Here is a 21645-nt window from a genome sequence, read left to right as displayed (position 1 = left end):
CCTCCCTTAGTGGCCCGTGCTCGTCTGTGCTGCAGCCGCGGCCGCGGCGGTGTGCACGGTCACCGGCATGCCCGGTCGCAGCTTCATCAGGTTGTCGACGATGACGGAGTCGCCCGATTGCAGCCCTGCCGTCACCACCCAATCGCCGCCCCACCAACCGGCGGTTTGCACGGTAACGGGCTGGGCATGCCCATCGCGCACCACCCACACCCGATGCCCTTCTTCGTTTTGCACCAAGGCCGCTTGCGGAACCAAAAACCCTTGCGTTTGCCCAGCCACCACCTGCACCTTGACAAATTGCCCCGGTAACACGCGCAACCGCGGATTGGCAAACTCGGCCCGCAGCGGCACCGTGCCCAGCGCGGGGTCGACCGTCGAGCCCGTAAAATTCAACCGCCCGGGCTCCAACAGCGGCTCGCCCCGCTCATCGAGCACGCGCACCTGCGTGCCAGCGGCGGCGCGCAAGCGCGCCCATTCCGCTTCGGACACTGCAAACCGCACCCAAATGGGGTGGGTCTGCGTCACAGTGGTCAACAAACTGTCCGTGCCTGGATTGACCAACGCCCCCTCGGACTTGAGCGAGCGCCCCGTCACCCCCGCGATCGGGGCGGTCACCGTGGTGTACGACAGGTTCAGCTCGGCTTGGCGCACCTGTGCCTGGGCTGCCGCCACCGCGGCCTGGGCCAACTGCAGTGCCGACAGCGCGTTGTCCGCCTCGCGCTGGCTGACGGCCTGGGATTGCGCCAACGGACGCACGCGCTCATACTCCCGCTGCGCCTGCGCCAGCTGGGCTTGCTGCTGCGCCAGCTGCGCGCGCGCCTGCTGCAGCGCGATCTCGAACGGCGCGCGCTCGATCTCGTAGAGCACCGCACCGGCGCGCACCGGCTCGCCCTCTTGGTAGCGCTGTCGCTCGATCAAACCGCTGACGCGCGCGCGCACCTCTACCTGCTTGGAGCCTTCCGCTTGCCCCACGGCTTCCAGCATCAGCGGCACCGTTTGCGCCTGCATCACCCGCACCTGCACCGGCAGCGGCGGCATCTCGTGTTCCGACGCAGACTCACCCACCGCCCGCTGGCAGCCAGCCAGCAGCGCGAGCACCCCCAAGGCCGCGCCCAACGCGGCTCGGCTTCGATTCCACACAGCACACCCTCCTATCGAGATTGTGAGAGCTCTGGATTTTACATACATTTGTGTATGTATGTTTACTGTGCGAAAATTTATGATATGGCTCGCTGCACCAAAGAGGAGGCTCTGCAAACCCGTGCCCGCGTGCTGGAGGCGGCACGCACGGTCTTTCGGGAACGAGGGGTCAGTCGCACAACATTGGAAGACATCGCCAAAGCGGCTGGTGTGACGCGCGGCGCGGTCTATTGGCACTTCGCCAACAAGGGGGACGTGCTGCAGGCGATGTTTGACGAGGTCTCCATCCCGCTCATTGATCGGCTCGACGACACGCTGCTGCTAGACCCCCATACCGATGCGCTGGGGCGCGTGCGCAACTTTTTGCTGCAGCTCATCGGCTCCATCCAGCGCGACGAGCGGCTGCTGGCCATCATGGAGATCTGCGAATTCAAGTGCGAATTTGTGCAGGAGCGGGCCGCAGACTTGGAGGAGTGGCGCCTGCACATCAACGACTTGCAGGGCAAGCTGACGAGCACGTATGAAATCGCGCAGCGCGAGGGCAGTTTGCGCCCCGATCTGTCGCCGGCACTGGCGGCATGGGACACGCAGTGCTTTCTGGCCGGGCTGATTCGTCTGTGGTTGCTGGCACCGGCGTCGTTGGCGGCGCTGGGCACGCCTGAGGCGCTGATCGAGCAGCACATCGCGCTGCGCAAGCGCTGCGCGACCGAGCTGACGCCCTCTTCAGCCGGCGCGGTAACGGTCGGCCCGGCCGAGCGCGGCTAATCCAATAACGGAGCCAACCAGCGGGCCAGCTCCTCGACGGGCATCCCACGGCGCGCGGCCATGTCCTCGAGCTGGTCGCGGCCGATCTTGCCGACGTTGAAGTAGCGCGCCTCGGGGTGCGCGAGGTAAAAGCCGCTGACGCTGGCCGCAGGCGTCATCGCCAGGCTCTCGGTCAGTCCCATGCCGATATCGTCGCAGCGCAGCAGCGCGAAGAGGTCGCGCTTGACCGTATGGTCCGGGCACGCCGGGTAACCCGGTGCGGGGCGGATGCCTTGGTATTTTTCGGCGATCAGCTCTTCGTTGGTCAGCCGCTCGTGCGGCGCGTAGCCCCACAGTTCGGTGCGCACGCGCTCGTGCAGCCGCTCGGCCAGCGCCTCAGCGAGCCGGTCGGCCAGCGCCTTGAGCATGATCGCGCTGTAGTCGTCGTGCGCAGCCTCGAACGCCGCCGCGCGCGCCTCGGCGCCGATACCCGCCGTCACCGCGAACACCCCCACGTAATCCGGCACGCCACTGGCCAGCGGCGCGACGAAGTCCGCCAGACAGCGGCTGGGGCGCATCACGCCGTCGATCTCTTCCTTGGCGGCCTGTTGCCGCAAGTTGTACCAGGTCAGAACCGGTTGCGTGCGCGACTCATCCGCATACAGCACGATATCGTCGCCCTCGCCGCTGGCGGGCCAGAACCCCACCACCGCGTGCGCCGTCAACCAGCGCGCGTCGATGAGGCGCTTGAGCATCGCCTGCGCATCGGCAAACACCTTGCGCGCCTGCTCGCCCACCACCTCGTCGTCGAGGATGGCCGGATACGGCCCCGCCAGGTCCCAGGTCTGGAAAAACGGCCCCCAGTCGATGTAGCGTGCGATCTCGGCCAGGTCGTACTGGCGAAAGACGCGCCGGCCCAGAAAGCCGGGGCGCACCGGCTGCCACGCCGACCAGTCGATGGGCGTGCGGTTGGCCCGCGCCTTGGCCAGCGGCCACAGCGGCGTGGGCTTCTTCGCCGCGTGCTGGGCGCGCACGCGCGCGTAGTCGGCGCGCAGCTCGGCGACGTAGGCCTCGCGCTGCTCCCCCAGCAGCGCCTGCGCCACGCCAACGCTGCGCGACGCGTCAGGCACGTACACCACCGGCCCGCTGTACTGTGGCGCGATCTTGACCGCCGTGTGCACGCGGCTCGTCGTGGCGCCGCCGATGAGCAGCGGCACGCCGCGCTCGCGGAACCACGGGTCCTTTTCCATTTCCGCGGCGACGTGCTGCATCTCCTCCAGACTCGGGGTGATCAGGCCCGACAAGCCCACGATGTCGGCCTGCACTTCCTTGGCCTTGGCGAGGATGTCGTGGCAGGGCACCATCACGCCCATGTTGACCACGTCGAAATTGTTGCACTGCAACACGACGGTGACGATATTCTTGCCGATGTCGTGCACGTCGCCCTTGACGGTCGCGATCACGATCCGCCCCTGGGGCTTGACGTCCCCCCCGGCCGCTTCGAGCTGGCGTTTTTCTTCCTCGATGTAGGGCACGAGGTGCGCCACCGCCTGCTTCATCACGCGCGCGGACTTGACCACCTGCGGCAGGAACATCTTGCCCGCGCCGAAGAGGTCGCCGACCGTGTTCATGCCCGCCATCAGCGGCCCTTCTATCACGTGCAACGGGCGGCCACCCTGGGCCTTGATCTTCTGCCAGGCCTCCTCCGTGTCCTCGACGATGTAGTCGGTGATGCCGTGCACCAGCGCGTGCGCCAGGCGCTCCTCCACCGGCAGCGCGCGCCACGCCAGCTTGGCGCTGTCGTCTTTGGCCGCGCCCTTGACCCGCTCGGCGATCGCGAGCAGCCGCTCGGTGGGCGTTTGCGCCGTGTCCTCGCCTTCGCGGTAGCGGGGGCGGCGGTTGAGCACCACGTCCTCCACGCGCTCGCGCAGCTCCGGGTCGAGCTCGTCGTACACGCCGATCTGCCCGGCGTTGACGATGCCCATGTCCATCCCGGCGCGGATCGCGTGGTAGAGGAACACCGTGTGGATGGCCTCGCGCACCGGCTCGTTGCCGCGGAACGAGAAGCTCACGTTGGACACGCCGCCCGACACCTTGGCACCGGGCAGGTTGGCCTTGATCCAGCGCGTGGCCTCGATGAAGTCGACCGCGTAATTGTCGTGCTCGGGGATGCCCGTCGCGATCGCAAAGATGTTGGGGTCGAAGATGATGTCTTCCGGCGGGAAGTCCACCTCTTCGACCAGGATGCGGTAGGCCCGCGTGCAGATCTCGATTTTGCGCTCGAAGGTGTCGGCCTGGCCCTGCTCGTCGAAGGCCATCACCACGGTGGCCGCGCCATAGCGCCGGATCAGCCGGGCCTGGCGCTTGAACTCCGCCTCGCCCTCCTTGAGGCTGATCGAGTTGACGATGCCCTTGCCCTGGATGCATTTCAGGCCCGCCTCGATCACCTCCCATTTGGAGGAGTCGATCATGATCGGCACGCGCGCGATCTCGGGCTCCGACGCAATCAGGTTCAGGAATCGCACCATCGCGGCCTTGCTGTCGAGCATGGCCTCGTCCATGTTGACGTCGATGATCTGCGCGCCGTTTTCCACCTGCTGGCGGGCCACGGCCAGCGCGTCCTCGAAGCGCCCCTCCAGGATCATGCGCGCGAACGCGCGCGAGCCCGTCACGTTGGTGCGCTCGCCGATGTTGACGAAGAGGCTGCCCTCGCCGATGATGAGCGGCTCCAGGCCCGACAGCATCATCGGCGGGATGCGGCGGTGGGCGGTGGCGGGCGCGGCGGCAGGCGCTTCGGAAGCGTTCACGGCAGGGGTTCGGGGCGGGAGACGAAGCCCGCGATTGTAGGCCGGGCCCCGCGCACCTGCAGCGCGCTCCGGGCGAACACGGGCCCGGCCGGGGCAAACACACCCCCGACGTGCCGGTGGACGTCGCCGTGGCCGACCTGCCAGCGCTGGCGGCGCGGCTGCAGGCCGCGCGGGCGGCTGCCGGGTGTTAACCCGCGCGGTCCCCGCGGGGCGGCGCGCCCACCAGGCCGTCCAACAGCGCCGGGCGGTAGCGGTGCAACGCGGTGATCGCGTAAAAGTGCTCATGCAGCGCGTTCGTCACCCCCACGACGACCAACGTGCCGGCGCGCAGCTCGTCCTGCACCACGACCTCCGGCAACAGCGCCAGCCAGCCGCTGTCACGGGCGACGAGGCGCAGCATCGCCATGTCGTCCACCTCGGCGCGGATGCGGGGTGAGACGCCCGCGGTCGCACACAGGGCATCGAACGGTGCGCGCACCGCGTGCCGGGGCCCCGGCAGCGCCAGCGCCTGCCCGTGCAGATCGTCGGGGACGCGCAGCGTCCGGCCGCGCCAGACGTCGGCCTTGCCGACCAGTGACATCGGCTGGCTGGCCAGCAGCCGGCAGTGGACGGGGCGCTTGGGGTCCGCGGGCACCGCGTCGTTGGCGAGCACCACGTCCAGCTCGTGGTGCAGCAGCCGCGCGATCAGATCCTCCAGCCGCCCCGACTCCAGGGTCAGGCGCAACCCCGGGTCGGCCAGCAGCGGACGCAGCCAGTTTTCCTGGAAGTTGCGCGACAGCGTGGCCACACTGCCGACGCGCAGCCACGTCACACCGGTGCGCCGCCCGGCGAGCCGGCCCAGCATCTCGCGCCCCAGTTCGAAGATGCCATCCGCATAGCCCAGCACCAGGTGCCCCGCGTCCGTCAGGCGCAGCCGCCGGCCCTCGCGCTCGAACAGCGGTTCACCGAGGCGCTCCTCCAATTGCCGGATCTGCGCCGACAGCGCCGACTGCGACACGTGCAACTCGCGCGCGGCCCGGCTGAGATGCCCGGTTTTGGCCACGCACCAGAAGTAGTGCAGGTGGTGGAAATTGAGCTGGTGCAGGTCCACGGGGACATTGTTCTGTTTTATCGATGATTTATTTCTGTCAATTGTATTTTACAGAACGTTGGTTCCGCGGCACGATCCGCCCATCGCCGTTGCCGTGAACCGATCATGGGCCCCACCCTCGTCTTTGCCTCGATCCTCGCCGCCACCGCGCCGCTGGCCGTGATGGCGCTGGCCGTCCCCCTGGCGCTGGCGGTGCGCGACCCGCGCCGCCTGTGGCCGCTGCAACACGCGCTGATGGGTCTGGCGGTACTCGCCGCCGTGGCCTCGCTCGTCCTGCACGGCCTGGGCTCGGGCCCGTCCGCGGCCGTGGTGCCCGGGCTGCGCGCCGACCTCGGCGCCGCGTGGATCGCGCTGCTGGTGCAGGGGCTGGGCAGCGTGATCGCCGCGTTCTCGGCCCGCTACCTCGCGGGCGAACCGGGGCAGCCGCGCTACGCCGCCGCGCTCGCCGCAGTCCTGGCAGGGGTGCACGCGCTGCTGCTGGCCGACCACTGGGCGGTGCTGATCGGCGCGTGGGTGCTGGTCGGCGCCGCGTTGCAGCGGCTGCTGTGTTTCTACCCGGAGCGGCCGTTCGCCCGGCTGGCCGCGCACAAGAAGTGGCTCGCCGACCGCCTCGCGGACGCGCTGCTGCTCGGTGCCGCGTGGCTGTCGTGGCAGGCGGTCGGCAGTGGCTCGCTGTCGGCGCTGCTGGCGCACGTGCAGACCCACGGCGCCGGGCCCGCCCTGCAGGCGGCCGCCGTGCTGCTCGTGCTCGCGGTCATCGTGCGCACCGCCCTGCTGCCGCTGCACGGCTGGCTGATCCAGGTCATGGAGGCCCCCACCCCCGTCTCGGCGCTGCTGCACGCGGGGGTGGTCAACCTGGGGGGCTACGTGCTGATCCGCTTCGCGCCGCTGCTCGACGTCGCCGCGCCGGCACGCACGCTGCTCGTCGTGTTCGGCACCGCCAGCGCGGTGTTGGCCGGCCTCGTGATGCTCACCCGCGTCAGCATCAAGCTGCGGCTCGCGTGGTCCACGCTCGCCCAGATGGGGTTCATGCTGCTCGAGTGCGGCCTGGGGCTGTACACGATGGCGATGCTGCACCTGATCGGCCACTCGATCTACAAAGCCCACGCCTTCCTCGCGGCGGGCGAGGCGGTACGCGCGGCCCGCGCGCGCGACCGGCGCAACCCGCACCCGCCGGCCCCCGCGAGTCTGTGGACGGCTCCCGCCATCGCGGCGGCGGTCGTGGGTACTGTGGTCGCGGGGGTCGAATCGGTGGCACCCGGCAACGGCTGGCCGTGGTGGTGGAGCGGGGTGCTCGCCATCGCGTGGGCACCGCTGCTGTGGCGGCCGCCCTCCGCGAGTGGCACCGTGGACGCGGCCTGGACGGTGCGCGGGGCTGCGCTGATCGCGAGCCTGACCGCGCTGGCGCTGGCGGGCCATGCCCTGCCGCTGGGGACCGTGGACGTGCCCCACGATGGCGCCGGACCGTGGGTGTTGGGGGCGCTCGCGGGCCTGTATGCGGTCACCGCCGCCCTGCAGCACCCCGCGTGGGCCGCGCGGCTGGAGGCGCTGCGGCGCGCCAGCTACGCCGGCTTCTATCTCGACGAGGCCTACACCCGCGCGGCACTGCGCTTGTGGCCGGCGCGCCTGCACCACCCCGCCTGACGCGATCACTTGACCCGTCACCCGACCCACTGCCCCTGAACCGGAGCGCCCATGAACCCGACCGACGCCCTCCCCTTGCAGATCGAGGCCGCCTGTGAACAGGCGTGTGCGGCCATCGCCCCCGCGTGGCCGCTGGACCGCGCGATCGCGGTCAACCCCCACTGGGGCCGCATCGGCCAGCCGCTGCGCACGGTCGCCGCCCGGCTGGCGGTGCTGGGGGGCGTGCGCGTGCTGCCGCCGCGCGCGCTGGTGCGCGAGGCCTGGGCCAGCGGCCGCGTCACGCGGGCGGATCTGGAGGAGGCGATCGAGCGCCTGCAGCCCCCGCCCGCCGCGGGGTTGGACGCCGACGCATGCGTGGCGGCCCTGGCGGCGGAGCCGTCGCTGCCGCGCCTGCCGCTGCTGATCGACCTGCTGGACGCCGAGCCGAACCGGCACCACCGGCTGCCGTGGCGCGACGCGGTCACGCACCAGATCAGCCAGACCTGCGCGGCCTACTTCGACCGCCACCAGGCCGACTGGCAGCCGCGCCGCGACGGCGGTCTGTACGCCTTCTGGCGCGAGACCCTGCTGCACGATCACGGCATCGGGACGCTGATGGGCCTGCCGCGGCTGGGGGCGTCGCTCGCCCACCTGCCCCCGACCCCGGCCGAGGCGGAACGCTGGGTGCTCGGCAAGCTGGGGCTGCCCCCGGCGCGGTGGGCGGACTACCTGGAGGCGCTGCTGCTCACCGTCAACGGCTGGGCGTCGTACTGCGCCTACCTGGACTGGCAGGCGCGGCTCGCCGGTGGGCGCGATCCACACCTGCGCGAGCTGCTGGCGCTGCGGCTGGCCTGGGGCGCGATCCTGCTGGAAGGCGACGCCGCGCGGCATGCGCAGGCGGCTTTCGCGGGCCTGCACGCGGCGTGGTCGCAGGTCGACGCGCACCTCGCCGCGGCCGACGCCGCGCTGCGCGTCGATGAGATCTGGCAGACCGCCCTCGACATCGACTACCAGCGCACCCTGCTGCACACGCTGCGCCACGCCGGGGCGTCCACCACGCCGCAACCCCCAGAAGCCCAAGTGGTGTTTTGCATCGACGTGCGCAGCGAGCGGCTGCGCCGGGCGCTGGAGGCGACCACCCCGCACGTGCAGACGCTGGGGTTTGCCGGCTTTTTCGGGTTGCCGATCGCCTACACCCCGATCGGCACGCCGGCGTGCCGCCCGCAACTGCCGGGGCTGTTGGCCCCTGCACTGGAGGTCACGGACGCCCCGGCCGGGGCCACCGGGACGGTAGACCCGCCCGCGGACGTCCAGCCCGCAGACGTGGCCGCGTTGCGGCAGCGGGCCCTGGCGCGCGCGGACCAGCGCGGCGCCGGCGCGCACTGGCCGCTGGCGGCGTTCCCCTTCGTCGAGGCGGCCGGTTGGCTCTACGGCGGCGCGCTGCTGCGCTGGCTGCGCCCCCCGGCGTCCCCGCGCCCCAACGACGATGCCGAAGGGTTGCCCGCGCGCCTGCGGCCGGTGTGCCGTCCGGCGCTCGGCGGCATCCCGCTGGAAGAGCGAATTGCGCTGGCCGCGCGCGTGCTGCGCGCGATGGGGCTGCACGCGGGGCTCGCCCCGTTGGTCGCGCTGGTCGGCCACGGCAGCCAGAGCGCCAACAACCCCCACGTGGCCGCGCTGGACTGCGGTGCCTGCGGCGGCCAGACCGGCGAGGTCAACGCGCGCGTGCTGGCGCAGTTGCTCAACGACCCGGCGGTCCGCGCGGGCCTGTCTGCGCACGGGATCACCGTCCCCGCCACGACGGTCTTCGTCGCGGCGCTGCACAACACCACCACCGACGAGGTCGAGTGGTTCGACACGGACCTGCTGCCCGCGCCCAGCCAGCGCGCGCTGGAGGCGCTGCAGGCCGCGTTCGTGCGCGCGGCCGAAGCGGTCCGCCGGGAGCGCGCGCCGACACTCGACCTGCCTGCCGCCACGAACGGGCCGTCACTGGCGCGGTGGCTGCGCCGGCGCGCCAGTGATGGCGCACAAACGCGCCCGGAATGGGGGCTGGCCGGCAACGCCGCGTTCCTCATCGCGCCGCGGTCCCTCACACGCGGGCAGTCGCTGGACGGGCGGGTGTTCCTGCACGACTACGACGCCGCGCAGGACACGGACGGCAGCCTGCTGGAGCTGCTGATGACCGCGCCGATGCTGGTGACGCACTGGATCAACTGGCAGTACCACGCGTCCCAGTGCGAGCCGCGGCTGTACGGCAGCGGCAACAAGGTGTTGCACAACGTGGTCGGCGGCGTGCTCGGCGTCTTCGAGGGCAATGGCGGCGACCTGCGCATCGGGCTCGCGCGCCAGTCGCTGCACGACGGGCAGCGCTGGATGCACGAGCCCCTGCGGCTGACGGTCGTCATCGCCGCGCCGGCCGCGCGCATCGAGGCGGTCATCGAACGCCACACCACCGTGCGCCACCTCGTCGAACACGGCTGGCTGCACCTGTGGCGGCTCGACGCCGACACCGTCTACCGCTACGTCGCGGGCCAGTGGCAGGCGCTGCCGGACGTCAGACGTTGAAGAGGAAGTGGATCACGTCGCCGTCCTGCACGACGTAGTCCTTGCCTTCGGCGCGCATGCGCCCCGCCTCCTTGGCCCCCTGCTCCCCGCCGTAGCGGATGAAGTCGTCGAAGGCGATCGTCTGCGCGCGGATGAAGCCGCGCTCGAAATCGCTGTGGATCACGCCCGCTGCCTGCGGCGCGGTGGCACCGATCGGGATGGTCCAGGCGCGCACTTCCTTTTCGCCGGCGGTGAAGTAGGTCTGCAGCCCCAGCAGCTGGTAGGCGGCGCGGATCAGGCGGTTGAGGCCCGGCTCCTCTAGCCCCAGCTCGCGCAGAAATTCGGCCTTGTCGGCGTCGTCCATGTCGGCGAGTTCGGCCTCGATCTTCGCGCAAATGGCCACGACCGGCGCGCCCTGCCGCTCGGCGTACGCCTGCAGCTGCGCCAGCAGCGGGTTGTCGTGGAAACCGTCTTCCGCCACGTTGCCGACGAACATCGCCGGTTTGGCCGTGATCAGGCACAGCGGCTTGAGCAGCGCGCGCTCCTCGTCGGTGAGCGCCAGCACCCGCACCGGGCGCCCCTCGTCGAGCACCGCGCGCACCCGCCCCAGCAGCGCGACCATCTTCGCGGCTTCCTTGTCGTTGCCGCTCTTGGCCGCCTTCTGATAGCGCTGCAGCGCCTTGTCCACCGTGCCCAGGTCGGCCAGGCACAGCTCGGTCTGGATCACCTCGATGTCCGCCACCGGGTCGACCCGGCCCGCCACGTGCACGATGTTGGGATCGTCGAAGCAGCGCACGACGTTGATGATCGCGTCCGTCTCGCGGATGTGCGCGAGGAACTGGTTGCCCAAGCCCTCCCCCTGGCTCGCCCCGGCCACGAGCCCCGCGATGTCGACGAACTCGACGATCGCCGGCACCACGCGCTGCGGCTTGACGATCGCGGCGAGCTGCTGCAGGCGCGGGTCCGGCACCTCGACCACGCCAACGTTGGGCTCGATGGTGCAAAACGGGTAATTTTCGGCGGCGATGCCGGCCTTGGTCAGCGCGTTGAAGAGGGTGGACTTGCCGACGTTGGGCAGGCCCACGATGCCGCATTTCAGGCTCATGGCGGGGAGGTCGTCCAAAAAAGAAAACGCCACCGGGCCGCGCCCATGCGCCGCCCGGCGACCGGTCGAGCGCCCGATTCTACCGGCCGGGCACCGCGAACAACGCTACCCGCCGGCCGCCACGGCCCGCCGCCTCACCACGCGCCCCAGTGCCCCACGCCGCGCATCCCCTCGTGCAGCATCTGGCCATCGCCGCGCCGCACGATCGCGTTCATCCCGAGCGTCACCGCGCCCATCAGCCGCCGGTCCTGGCGATAGGTGCGCAGCAACGGGCTCACGCGCCCGTCCGGCGCACCGGTCGTCGGGTCCACGTCGGGGATGCTGCAGCGCGCGCACGGCTTGACGAGCCGCAGCTCGACCGCCGGTGCGTCGTCCGGTGCCGCATCCGCGTGCCAAGCGATACGGTCGAGCCGGTCTTCGTCGTAGGGGCCGACACCGCCGATCACCACGTTGGGCCGAAAGCGCTCCACCCCCACGGGCGGCAGGCCCTGCAGCGCCAGCCGCTCGTTGACGTCCGCGAGCGACGCGGCCGACAGCACCAGCACCGGGAAACCGTCACTGAACGTGTTGGGTGCCTCGACCCCACCGGTCCAGCGTGCTGGCGACAGCCGCCGCTCGTCCGGGTCGAAGCGCACGAGCCGCAGCGGCCCCATCCCGGGCGGCAGATCCGGCCCCAGGAAATCCGTGAACCACTGCGCCGCAATGTCCCCCATGTCGTAGGCGTCCACCGTGTCGTCCCAGACGCGCACCCGGCACGGCCGCTCGGCCGCGTCCAGCGCCAGGTGCAGCGACAGCATCCCCGGCGCTCGCAGCTCCAGCTGCCCCATGCGAAAGCGCGGCTGGATCAACGCCATGCGCGGCAGCTCCCGCTGCGAGACGAACTCCCCGTCCGCGTCCACGACCATCCAGGTGCGGTCCCACTCCAGGCCCGTCTCCAGCAGCTCCACCGCGCGCAGGCGAATGCCGGCACAAGACTTGACCGGGTAAATCCACAACTGCTCCAGCGTGAGGTCCAGCGTGGCGTCGGTGTCGTTCATGGTGAGCCAACTCCGCAGACGGTGAGGGTGGCGTGCCCGATGCCAGGGCAACACACGGGCATACCCGATGAAAAGGGATCGACAACCCGACAGAACGGGGCCGATGGCGCACATTGTGCCTCCAGCGCCACCCCGCGGGCCGGCCACCGCGGCGCCCCATCGCACAGCCCCCCTTTATCTGGCCTATTGATCCGGCACAAAGAACTTTTTCACCTCCTCCGCAGCGTCCTGTGCTTGTGAGGACAGCTGGGGACTCAAGACAAAACCGTGACGGAGCCGTATCCGGAGCCATATCGCACGGCAGTATCACGACTCGCGATCGCAAGGATGCATCGCACGGGTCCACGACGTGGTCACGGCCCCGGTCCTACAATGGCCGCATGAGCAAGCTCTACGACGTCGCGATTCTGGGCGGCGGCATCGTCGGCCGCACGTTGGCGCTGCTGCTGGCGCGCGAGCGGCTGCGCGTCGCGCTGGTCGAACGCACGCCCGCCGCCGGCGACGCCCCCGACATCCGGGCCTATGCGCTCAACGCCGCCTCCCGGGCGCTGCTCACCGCGGTGCGCGGCTGGCCGACCGAGCCCGACGCGGTCACGCCCGTGCGCCACATGTGGGTCGCCGACGCTGACACCGCGCCAGACAGCGCGGCGGTCGACGCCGCCGCGGCGATCCGTTTCGACGCGGCGGCCGCCCCCTCGGCGCCGCTCGCGTGGATCGTCGATGTGCCGGCGCTGGAGGCGACGCTCGCGCAGGCGGTGGCCTTTCAGCCGGGGATCGAGCGGCTCGACGCCGACCAGACCCCGCGGCCGCGCGCGGCGCTGACCGTCATCTGCGAGGGGCGGCGCAGCGCCACCCGCCTCGCCGAGGGATTCGCATACGAACGCCACCCCTACCCCCACACCGCCGTGGCGGCGCGGCTGCGCTGCGAGCGGCCGCACGGCGCCGTGGCGCGGCAGTGGTTCTGTGGCGACAGCATTCTCGCCCTGCTGCCGATGGGGGGCGAACACGGCCACACGGTCGCGCTGGTGTGGTCGGTGCCGCACGCGCGCGCGGCGGAGCTGCTGGCGTTACCGCCCGACGCATTTGCGGCCGCGGTGCAGACCGCCTGCGGCGCGGCGCTGGGCGCGATGCACACCGAGGGCCGGCCGGCCGGCTGGCCGCTGGAGCTCTCGATCGCGCGCCCGTGGGTGCGGCCGGGTGTGGCACTGGCGGGCGACGCCGCGCACGCGATGCACCCGCTCGCCGGCCAGGGCCTCAACGTCGGGCTCGGGGACGTCGCCGAGCTCGCCCGGGTGTTGCGCGAGCGCGAATACTGGCGACCGCTGGGCGACCTGCGGCTGCTGCGGCGTTACGAGCGCGCGCGCGCCGCGCCGGTGGCGGCGATGCAGGCCACCACCGATGCGCTGCACGCGCTGTTCGGCAGCCCCGACCCCCGGCTGGCGCTGCTGCGCCGCTGGGGCCTGCGCGCGGCCGACCGGCTGGAACCGATCAAGCACTGGCTCATCCAACAGGCGGCGGGCCAACCGCTGACTCCCGCGGCATGAGGCGCCCGGAAACACGCTGGCGCGTCCACCCGAACCGGGATGGGCGATGACCGGCATCCCACCGCCAAGGCACCTCCCCGCATCACATCGCGCTCCGTTGTGCCCCTTTCTTTCGACATACCGTGAACACTGACATGCCCCGCGCCATCTCTGCCCTGCCCCGCCGCGCCGCGCTGGCGGCCTCCGCCGCCCTGCTGGCCGTGGCGGGCACCGCCGCCCACGCCAACGAAGCGCTCATCCGCAAAAACCTCAGCGAACGACTGCCCAACCTGCCCCGCATCGAGGAAGTGCGCCCGACCCCGATGCGCGGCCTCTTCGAGATCCGCCTCAACGGCACCGACATCCTCTATACCGACGCCGAGGGCAACTACCTGATCCAGGGCGTGCTGATCGACACCAAGGCGCGCACCAACCTGACCGAGGAGCGGCTGGACAAGCTCACCGCGATCGCCTTCGAGAGCCTGCCACTCAAGGACGCCTTTACCGTCGTGCGCGGCAACGGGCAGCGCAAGCTGGCGGTGTTCGCCGACCCCAACTGCGGCTTTTGCAAGCGCTTCGAGCGCGACTTGGCCAAGCTCGACAACGTCACCATCCACACCTTCCTCTACCCGGTGCTGGGCAAGGATTCGGAAGCCAAATCGCGCGCCATCTGGTGCGCGCGCGACCGCGCCAAGGCGTGGAACGACTGGATGCAGCGCGGCGTCACGCCGCCCGAGCCACCGGCCGACGCCAAGTGTGACACCGCGGCGCTGGAGCGCAACATCGCCTTCGGGCAGAAGTACCGCATCACCGGCACGCCGACGACGATCCTGGCCAACGGCACGCGGCTGCCCGGTGCGGTCGGACTGGACCGGCTCGAGCCGCTGCTGGCGCAGGCCGGCGCTGGCAAATGAGCACACCACGGCAGCAGCGGGGGGCTGCGCGTCGCGTGCCCGGCGCAACGCGGGGCGGCACACCACCCGCCGCCATCCGCTACACGGTCGAGGTGGTCGACGCGCACGCGCACCTGTGGCGCGTCACGCTCGACATCGACCGTCCCGCGCCACGGCAGCGCGTCAGCCTGCCGGTGTGGATCCCCGGCAGCTATCTGGTGCGCGAGTTTGCGCAGCACCTGCAACGGCTGCAGGCGTCAGCCGGTGGGCACACGGTGCCGGTGCGCGCGCTCGACAAAAACACCTGGCAGATCGACGCGGGTGACGCCGCCACGCTGACGCTGACCTACGAGGTCTACGCCTTCGACCCATCGGTGCGGGCGGCGTACCTGGACACGCGCCGGGGCTTTTTCAACCCCACCAGCCTGTGCCTGCGCATCGTTGGGCGCGAGGATGAACCGCACGCGCTGACGCTGCAACCCAGCGACGCCACGCACGGCTGGCGCGTGGCCACCGCACTGCGCCCGCTCTCACCCGCCCCCGGGGCGCGCCGCCGCACGGCCGCCGCCTGGCGCTGGGCCGACGGCGACGGCTTTGGTACCTACCTGGCTGCCGACTACGACGAGCTGGCCGACAGCCCGGTGGAAATGGGCGCCTTCTGGTGCGAGGACTTCACCGTGCGGGGCGTGCCCCACCGCTTCGTCGTCAGCGGCGCACCCGCCGGGTTCGACGGAAAGCGCCTGCTGGCCGATACCGCCCGCGTGTGCGAAGCGGCCATGGCCCTGTGGCACGGGCCGGACGGTGCGCCGCCCATCGACCGCTATGTGTTTCTGCTGCACGCCACGCAGGACGGCTACGGCGGGCTGGAACACCGGCACTCGACGGCCTTGGTGTGTGCGCGCGCCGACCTGCCGCTGGCCCCGCTGCCGGGCCTGCACGCGCCGGACGAAACACCCCCGCCACTGAAAGCCAGCGACGGCTACACGACGTTGCTGGGCCTGATCAGCCACGAGTATTTCCACACCTGGAACGTCAAGCGGCTGCGCCCGCGCGAATTCACCCGCTACGACTACGACCGCGAAAACCACACCGAACTGCTGTGGTTCTTCGAGGGCTTTACCAGCTACTACGACGACCTGCTGGTGCTGCGCGCGGGCCTCATCGACCAGGCCACCCACCTGCAACTGCTGGCCAAGACCATCAACCAGGTGCTGCAAACCCCGGGGCGGCACGTGCACAGCGTCGCCCAGGCGAGCTGGGACGCGTGGATCAAGTACTACCGCGTGCAGGAAAACACCCCCAACGCCACCGTCAGCTACTACACCAAGGGGGCGCTGGTGGCGCTGTGCCTGGACCTGACGCTGCGCGCGGAGGGCCACGCCACGCTGGACGACGTGATGCGCGCGCTGTGGCAACGCTGCGCCGGCGGCCCGATGCGCGAAGCCGACTTGCGCGCCGTGCTGCGCCGGCTCGGCCGCCGCTCCTTCGACGCCGAGCTGGACGCCTGGGTGCACGGCACCGACGAGTTGCCGCTGCGCACGCTGCTGGAGCGCCACGGCGTGCGCTGGGTCGAGGAGCCCGCGCCGCTGGCGCAGCGGCTGGGGCTGCGCGTCGACGAAAGCAACGGCGCGCTGCGGCTGCGCAACGTGCTGCGCGGCGGAGCGGCGGAAGCCGCCGGCATGGCCGCCGGGGACGAGTGGCTGGCCGTCGAGCGCGCGGGCGAGACGTGGCGCGTGCGCCGCCTCGACGACGTGGCGTTGCACGCGCGCGGGCTGGGCGCGGACGAGCCGCTCGTGTGCTGGCTGGCGCGCGACGGCCGCGTGCTGCGCTGCCCGCTGCGCTGGCCCGCCCCGGCGGTCACGGTGCAACTGCTCCCCGCCGCCGCGACGGATACCGCCGACCCTACTGCCCCCGGAACTGCGGCGCGCGCTTCTGCAGAAACGCGGTGACCCCCTCGACGTAGTCGTGCGTGCGGCCCAGCGCCGCTTGCAGGTCGCGCTCGGCGTCGAGCTGCTGCTCGAACGAGCGCTGCCCCGCCGCGCGCAGCAGGTGGCGCGTGGCCACCAGCGCCTTCGTCGGCATCGCCGCCAGCCGCTCGGCCAGCGCCAGCGCCGCCGCCAGCGGGTCGTCGGCCACGTCCCAGATCAGGCCCCACGCCTTGGCCTGCTCGGCCGGCAGCTTGTCGCCCAGCATCGCCCACGCCAGCGCCCTTGCCAAACCCAGGCGCTCGACCGACAGCCAACTCCCCCCGGCGTCTGGGATCAGCCCGATCTTGCTGAACGCCTGCACGAAACTCGCCTGCGGCGCGGCGATCGCGATGTCGCAGGTCAGCGCCAGCGACACCCCCGCGCCCGCCGCGACGCCGTTGACCGCCGCCACCGTCGGCACGCGCAGTTGCATCAGCGCCCGCGCGCTGGGGTTGAAGCATTCCTCGATCACCGGCCCCGGGTTGGCGCGCTCCAGCATGTCCGGCCCGGGGCTGAAGTCCAGCTCCGACAGGTCCAACCCGGCGCAAAAGCCCCGCCCCGCACCGGTCAGCACCAGGGCGCGGATACCGTCGTCCGCCTCGACGGCGGCGAGCGCCTGCTGAAACGCGCGGTGCATCGTGCGCGTGAAGCTGTTGAGCGCCTGCGGGCGGTTCAGCGTCAGCACCGCCACGGCGCCGCGGCGCTCGAACACGATCTCGTCTGCCGCGGGCGCGGCGGCTGGGGTATCGGTCATCGTCTCGCTCCTTCCTTCATGGGGGATGCGCACCCATCAGTCGTCGCACGGTCGGGCGCGCCCGCCGCCATCGTACCGCGCGCGTGACGGCGGCTGCCGTGGATCGACACCTCCCATCCACCCGCAGGCCCCGCGGGCGCGCGCAGCGCCCAGGACAGGAGTGAGCGCGTTGCGCACGCGCTACCGCCGTCGGCTCGGCGTAAACGGGTGCCGGCTGGCGGCCACACCCTCCCGGGCAGACACGCAATGCCCCACATGGGCCACGCAACACCCCACAGGGGCTAACGGGAAGGGCACGCCAAAGCGCCAAAGCGCTATAGTTGGCGAAGCACACCCATACGTAACCCCCGTCGCCGTCGACCGATACCCACCGACCTTCGTTCCAGGATCCTCCATGAGCGAAACACCTCCCACTTACGAAACCCTGCTGACCCGCACCGAGGGGCCGGTCGGCATCATCACCCTCAACCGCCCCAAGCAGCTCAACGCCCTCAACGACCGGCTGATGGACGAGCTGGGCGCGGCGCTGCGCGCCTTCGACGCGGACGACGCGATCGGCTGCATCATCCTCACCGGCAGCGAGAAAGCCTTCGCCGCTGGTGCCGACATCGCCGCGATGGCGCAGTACACGTTTTCGGACGTCTACCGCACCGAATACATCACCCGCAACTGGGAGGCGCTGCGCCACGTGCGCAAGCCGGTCATCGCGGCCGTGGCGGGCTTTGCCCTCGGCGGTGGCTGCGAGGTGGCGATGATGTGCGACCTCATCATCGCCGCGGACAACGCCAAGTTCGGGCAACCCGAGGTCAAGATCGGTGTCGTGCCGGGCGCGGGGGGCACGCAGCGGCTGCCGCGCGCCATTGGTAAGGCCAAGGCGATGGACATGGTCCTCACCGGCCGCATGATGGACGCCGCCGAAGCCGAGCGCGCCGGCCTGGTCAGCCGCGTCGTGCCGCTGGACAAGCTGATGGATGAGGCGCTGGCGGTGGCGCTGTCCATCGCGTCGCTGCCGCGCCTGGCGGTGCTGGCCGCCAAGGAGGCGGTCAACCGCGCCTTCGAGGGACCGCTGTCGGACGGGCTGATGTACGAGCGGCGGCTGTTTCACGCGATGTTCGCCACCGCCGACCAGAAGGAAGGCATGGCCGCGTTTCTGGAAAAGCGCACGCCCCATTTCCAACATCGCTGATCCCCGAAGCGAGCGCGTCATATGCGGACTGAGTCTTGTTGCACGCAGCGGGCTCACGCCAGCCTTGAACACAAAAATTCGGACAGTGCCCAAGGCGCGTGGCGCAAGGCTGAGCTCGCCGTGCGCCGCGCGCTCTCTGAGCCGCTCCTGGCGCTGGGATGTCTCGCTGGGATGCATTCTTCGGGCCTGCATCCCTCCCGCCGTTCGCCGCACCGGGTGCCGGCGGAAGGGATGCTTCGAATTGCCGCTATAATGCAGGCTTCGCTGGCGCTTTAGCTCAGCCGGTTAGAGCGACGGAATCATAATCCGCAGGTCCGGGGTTCGAATCCCTGAAGCGCCACCAAACATCCAAGCCAGCCTCGCGCTGGCTTTTTCGTCGGCCCGCCAATGATCAGTCCTGGCGCGGGTTGCCGGTGCATGCCGTGTTCCGGTCGGCGGCGACCGGTGTGTTCTGCGGCCTTAGACCGGCGTAGATTCCCCCTTTTCTCCATCCGACCTGTGGCTGGACTTTGCTCGCCCCCTTGGGGCGATGCGGGTTTGCGCGTCGCGGTTCGCTGAAAACCGTGTCACGTGAAAGCGAATCGCGCACGCCTTACGCATCGAGCGCGTCGAACAAGGGCTGCTGCGCGTGAATCTCATTGAGCGAATCATCGCTTCGGCCGCCTCGGCCGGCAGCTGCCCGATCGGATGAGATGCGCCGAAGGCCTGCGCGCGCTTGGGCACGTGGTGGTGACACGTAGGCCGCGCGGGGATCGGTGTGGCGCATCGGGGTCTCCGGGTTGATCGCGATGCAATGATTCAAGCGCTGTCGGGGCCGGAAGCAAGGTACCTCGTTGACAATCAAATCCACCTTATAAGACGAAAACAAGCAAACTACACTTTAACTAAGATGGAGAAACAGGTAGAATCCGCTCGATGAGAGTCTCAAAAGAAGAGCTCGTCGCCGTCCTCGCCCAGTTTAACCCCTGGTGGCGGGGCGAGGCCATTGCGGACTTGCCTGCGTTCCGGCGCGCGGCCTTCTGCGAACTCCACACCTGGCTCACCGCCCCGCCCGCGCCCCGGGCCGTGATGCTCTCCGGCGCGCGGCAGATCGGCAAAACCACCCTGATGCTGCAGGCCGCGGATGCGCTGCTGCGCGCCGGTGTGCCCGCCGCCAACATCCTCTACGCCACCTTCGACCACCCGATCCTGAAGCTGGCCGGCATCGATGCCGTCATCGATGCCTGGCGCGAGCGCGAGCCGCGCGCCGAGGGACCGGAGTACCTGCTGCTCGACGAGGCCCAATTCATCCGTGACTGGGGCACTTGGGTCAAGCACCAAGTCGACTTCCGCAAGGACCGGCGCATCGCCTTCACCGGATCGGCCATGCCGCTGGTGGAAGCCGACCAAGAATCCGGCGTCGGCCGCTGGCAAACGATCCGGCTGACCACGCTGTCGTTCTACGAGTACCTGCAGATCAAGCGCCTGCAACTGCCCAAGCTGCCCCGGCTGCGCAGCCTGCGCGACCTGTTCGACTGGACACCGGCGGACTTCTACCGCGCTACCGACCTGGGTCGAGACTACGTCGGCCACTTCCACGAGTACCTGCTTCGCGGCGGCTTTCCGCAGACCGCGCAGGTGGACAGCGTCACCCAGGCGCAGCGCCTGCTGCGCGAGGACATCATCGACAAAGTGCTCAAGCGCGACATGACGGCCCTCTTCGGCGTGCGCCGCGTGCTGGACCTGGAGCACACCTTCCTCTACCTGTGCTTGCACGATGGCGGCCTGCTGGACATGGTGGACCTGTGCAGCAACCTGGAAGTCAAGCGCCCGACGGCGCAGCACTTCATCGAGCTGCTGGAGGCCACGCACCTGATCTACCGCCTGGCACCCTACGGATACGGCAAAGACGTGCTGCGCGCGCGCTTCAAGATCTACCTGGCCGATGCCGCCATCGCGCCAGCCGTGATGCTCAAGGGCAAGGCCATCCTGGAAGACGCCGCGGCGCTGGGCGTGGCCACCGAGACGGCCGTGTTCAAGCACCTGTTCGCCCGCTACTACGCGCAGAACGTGCGTTTCTCTTACTGGCGCGGCAAGCGCGACCACGAAGTCGATCTCGTCGCCGAAGTGGGCGGCGAGCTGATTCCATTCGAAGTGAAGTACCGCGCCCAGCACACCGGTGCGCGCGAGCTGAAAGGTCTGATCGAGCTGTGCCAAGGCAAGCGCATCGCGCGCGGCTACGTGGTCACGAAGTCGCTGGACGACTTCGGCCCCTTACAAGGCTTGCCGGGTAACGGGATCGAGGCGCAGATCATGCGCATCCCGGCACCGCTGCTGTGCTACTGGATGGGCGCAACCGAACGTCCGGAGGACCCATGATGCCAAAGCTCTGGGCCTGCGAACGCCAGCGTCCGAGCGGCTCGCTGCAAAAGCACCATAAATTCCATGCCATGATGCGCGTGACCGACGACACGTCGCAAGCCGCAAGTAGGATCACTTGTCAGCCATCCACGATCTGGCTACGCAAGTCACCAACCCACGTCTGCGTGAGCGGACGGTCACTGAATGGGCCTGCGCCTCAAAAGAGAAGAAGTTCGGCCTGGTGTTCGGGGACCACCTGTCTGAACTGTTGTCTCTGCTCAAAGCCAGGCCGCGCCGCTGCCTCTCGAGCCTAGCCCTCACCGCTTGTCAGATCCGCTTCCACTGCGAACGGCATAGAGCCGAAAAACTGAGCGCGCTGAAGGAGATGTTCTGCAAGGCGCTTGCGCTTCCCCGCGAGCCAGGCCCGCCAACCGCCACCCAACCCTCCCTCGCGGCCCCTCGTGCCCCCACCCCTTGAAACGGCCCGCCGAAGCCCTTATCATTAGCACTCGTCGGCGGTGAGTGCTAACACCTGACACCCCGCCGCCTCTGCAACCCAACCTCATCGTCCTTACGACAGGAGATCGCATGAAACTTCGTCCTCTCGCCGATCGCGTGATCGTCAAGCGTCTGGAAAACGAGACCAAGACCGCCTCGGGCATCGTGATCCCGGACAACGCGGCCGAGAAGCCCGATCAAGGCGAAGTGCTGGCTGTCGGTCCCGGCAAGACCAACGACAAGGGCGAAACCAAGCCGCTGAGCGTCAAGGTCGGTGACCGTGTGCTGTTCGGCAAGTACAGCGGCCAGACCGTCAAGGTCGACGGCGAAGAGCTGCTGGTCATGAAGGAAGACGACCTGTTCGCCGTCATCGAGAAGTGAACGCGACACGCGTCCC

15 protein-coding genes and 1 tRNA gene are annotated in these 21645 nt (G+C 70.0%); 10 read left to right on the top strand and 6 right to left on the bottom strand.

Annotation, left to right across the window (positions count from 1 at the left end; all coding sequences use genetic code 11):
- Positions 1-6: 6 nt before the first annotated feature.
- Complete coding sequence (locus LCC91_RS01340; protein WP_224440979.1) at positions 7-1140, bottom strand: efflux RND transporter periplasmic adaptor subunit; 1134 nt, start codon at positions 1138-1140, stop codon at positions 7-9.
- An 84-nt stretch (positions 1141-1224) separates the two neighbouring features.
- Here LCC91_RS01340 and LCC91_RS01335 point away from each other — a divergent pair, with 84 nt between their 5' ends.
- On the top strand, positions 1225-1905 hold the full coding sequence (locus LCC91_RS01335) for a TetR family transcriptional regulator (protein WP_153004421.1): 681 nt from the start codon (positions 1225-1227) through the stop codon (positions 1903-1905).
- Here LCC91_RS01335 and metH read toward each other — a convergent pair.
- Positions 1902-4691, bottom strand: coding sequence for a methionine synthase (gene metH, locus LCC91_RS01330; protein WP_082007672.1), 2790 nt, complete (start codon positions 4689-4691; stop codon positions 1902-1904). The genes LCC91_RS01335 and metH overlap by 4 nt on opposite strands.
- A gap of 187 nt (positions 4692-4878) precedes the next feature.
- Positions 4879-5781, bottom strand: a complete 903-nt coding sequence (locus LCC91_RS01325) for a LysR family transcriptional regulator (protein WP_043702780.1) — start codon at positions 5779-5781, stop codon at positions 4879-4881.
- Positions 5782-5886: 105 nt separating this feature from the next.
- On the opposite strand from LCC91_RS01325, the gene LCC91_RS01320 reads away from it, so the two are divergent.
- Together LCC91_RS01320 and LCC91_RS01315 are read left to right on the top strand one after the other, a co-directional pair.
- Positions 5887-7425, top strand: a complete 1539-nt coding sequence (locus LCC91_RS01320; protein ID WP_043702777.1) for an NADH-quinone oxidoreductase subunit L — start codon at positions 5887-5889, stop codon at positions 7423-7425.
- A gap of 51 nt (positions 7426-7476) precedes the next feature.
- Complete coding sequence (locus LCC91_RS01315) at positions 7477-9966, top strand: YbcC family protein (RefSeq protein ID WP_052231700.1); 2490 nt, start codon at positions 7477-7479, stop codon at positions 9964-9966.
- Here the strand turns inward: LCC91_RS01315 and ychF are convergent.
- On the bottom strand, positions 9956-11050 hold the full coding sequence (gene ychF, locus LCC91_RS01310) for a redox-regulated ATPase YchF (protein ID WP_043702905.1): 1095 nt from the start codon (positions 11048-11050) through the stop codon (positions 9956-9958). The two genes, LCC91_RS01315 and ychF, sit on opposite strands and share 11 nt — an antisense overlap.
- 134 nt (positions 11051-11184) lie before the next feature.
- Positions 11185-12087, bottom strand: a complete 903-nt coding sequence (locus LCC91_RS01305) for an MOSC domain-containing protein (RefSeq protein WP_043702775.1) — start codon at positions 12085-12087, stop codon at positions 11185-11187.
- 380 nt (positions 12088-12467) lie between these two features.
- Between LCC91_RS01305 and LCC91_RS01300 the strand changes: the two genes are divergently transcribed.
- The 3 genes from LCC91_RS01300 (at position 12468) to LCC91_RS01290 (ending at position 16452) form a co-directional block, all read left to right on the top strand.
- The gene (locus LCC91_RS01300; protein WP_043702772.1) at positions 12468-13631 is read left to right on the top strand and encodes an FAD-dependent monooxygenase; all 1164 of its coding nucleotides are present in this window, start codon (positions 12468-12470) and stop codon (positions 13629-13631) included.
- A 134-nt stretch (positions 13632-13765) separates the two neighbouring features.
- Positions 13766-14524 (top strand): DsbC family protein, encoded by a 759-nt coding sequence (locus tag LCC91_RS01295; protein ID WP_043702769.1) that lies wholly within the window; start codon positions 13766-13768, stop codon positions 14522-14524.
- Positions 14521-16452 (top strand): M61 family metallopeptidase, encoded by a 1932-nt coding sequence (locus LCC91_RS01290; protein ID WP_082007671.1) that lies wholly within the window; start codon positions 14521-14523, stop codon positions 16450-16452. The genes LCC91_RS01295 and LCC91_RS01290 overlap by 4 nt, the downstream gene beginning before the upstream one ends.
- Here LCC91_RS01290 and LCC91_RS01285 read toward each other — a convergent pair.
- Positions 16406-17224, bottom strand: a complete 819-nt coding sequence (locus tag LCC91_RS01285; RefSeq protein ID WP_043702766.1) for an enoyl-CoA hydratase-related protein — start codon at positions 17222-17224, stop codon at positions 16406-16408. The genes LCC91_RS01290 and LCC91_RS01285 overlap by 47 nt on opposite strands.
- 394 nt (positions 17225-17618) lie before the next feature.
- Here LCC91_RS01285 and LCC91_RS01280 point away from each other — a divergent pair, with 394 nt between their 5' ends.
- The 4 genes from LCC91_RS01280 (at position 17619) to groES (ending at position 21629) form a co-directional block, all read left to right on the top strand.
- Positions 17619-18410, top strand: a complete 792-nt coding sequence (locus LCC91_RS01280; protein WP_043702763.1) for an enoyl-CoA hydratase — start codon at positions 17619-17621, stop codon at positions 18408-18410.
- A 266-nt stretch (positions 18411-18676) separates the two neighbouring features.
- Positions 18677-18753 (top strand) — tRNA-Met (locus tag LCC91_RS01275).
- A gap of 572 nt (positions 18754-19325) precedes the next feature.
- Positions 19326-20768, top strand: a complete 1443-nt coding sequence (locus tag LCC91_RS01270; RefSeq protein ID WP_043702760.1) for an ATP-binding protein — start codon at positions 19326-19328, stop codon at positions 20766-20768.
- Positions 20769-21338: 570 nt separating this feature from the next.
- A complete protein-coding gene (groES, locus tag LCC91_RS01265) occupies positions 21339-21629 on the top strand; it encodes a co-chaperone GroES (RefSeq protein ID WP_043702757.1) in 291 nt (96 codons plus the stop codon).
- Positions 21630-21645: the final 16 nt, after the last annotated feature.

The organism is Tepidimonas taiwanensis (genome assembly GCF_020162115.1).
GTDB classification, from domain to species: Bacteria; Pseudomonadota; Gammaproteobacteria; order Burkholderiales; family Burkholderiaceae_C; genus Tepidimonas; species Tepidimonas taiwanensis.
The sequence above is the reverse complement of the archived record's forward strand: the minus strand, read 5'-3'. Positions and strand labels throughout refer to the sequence as shown.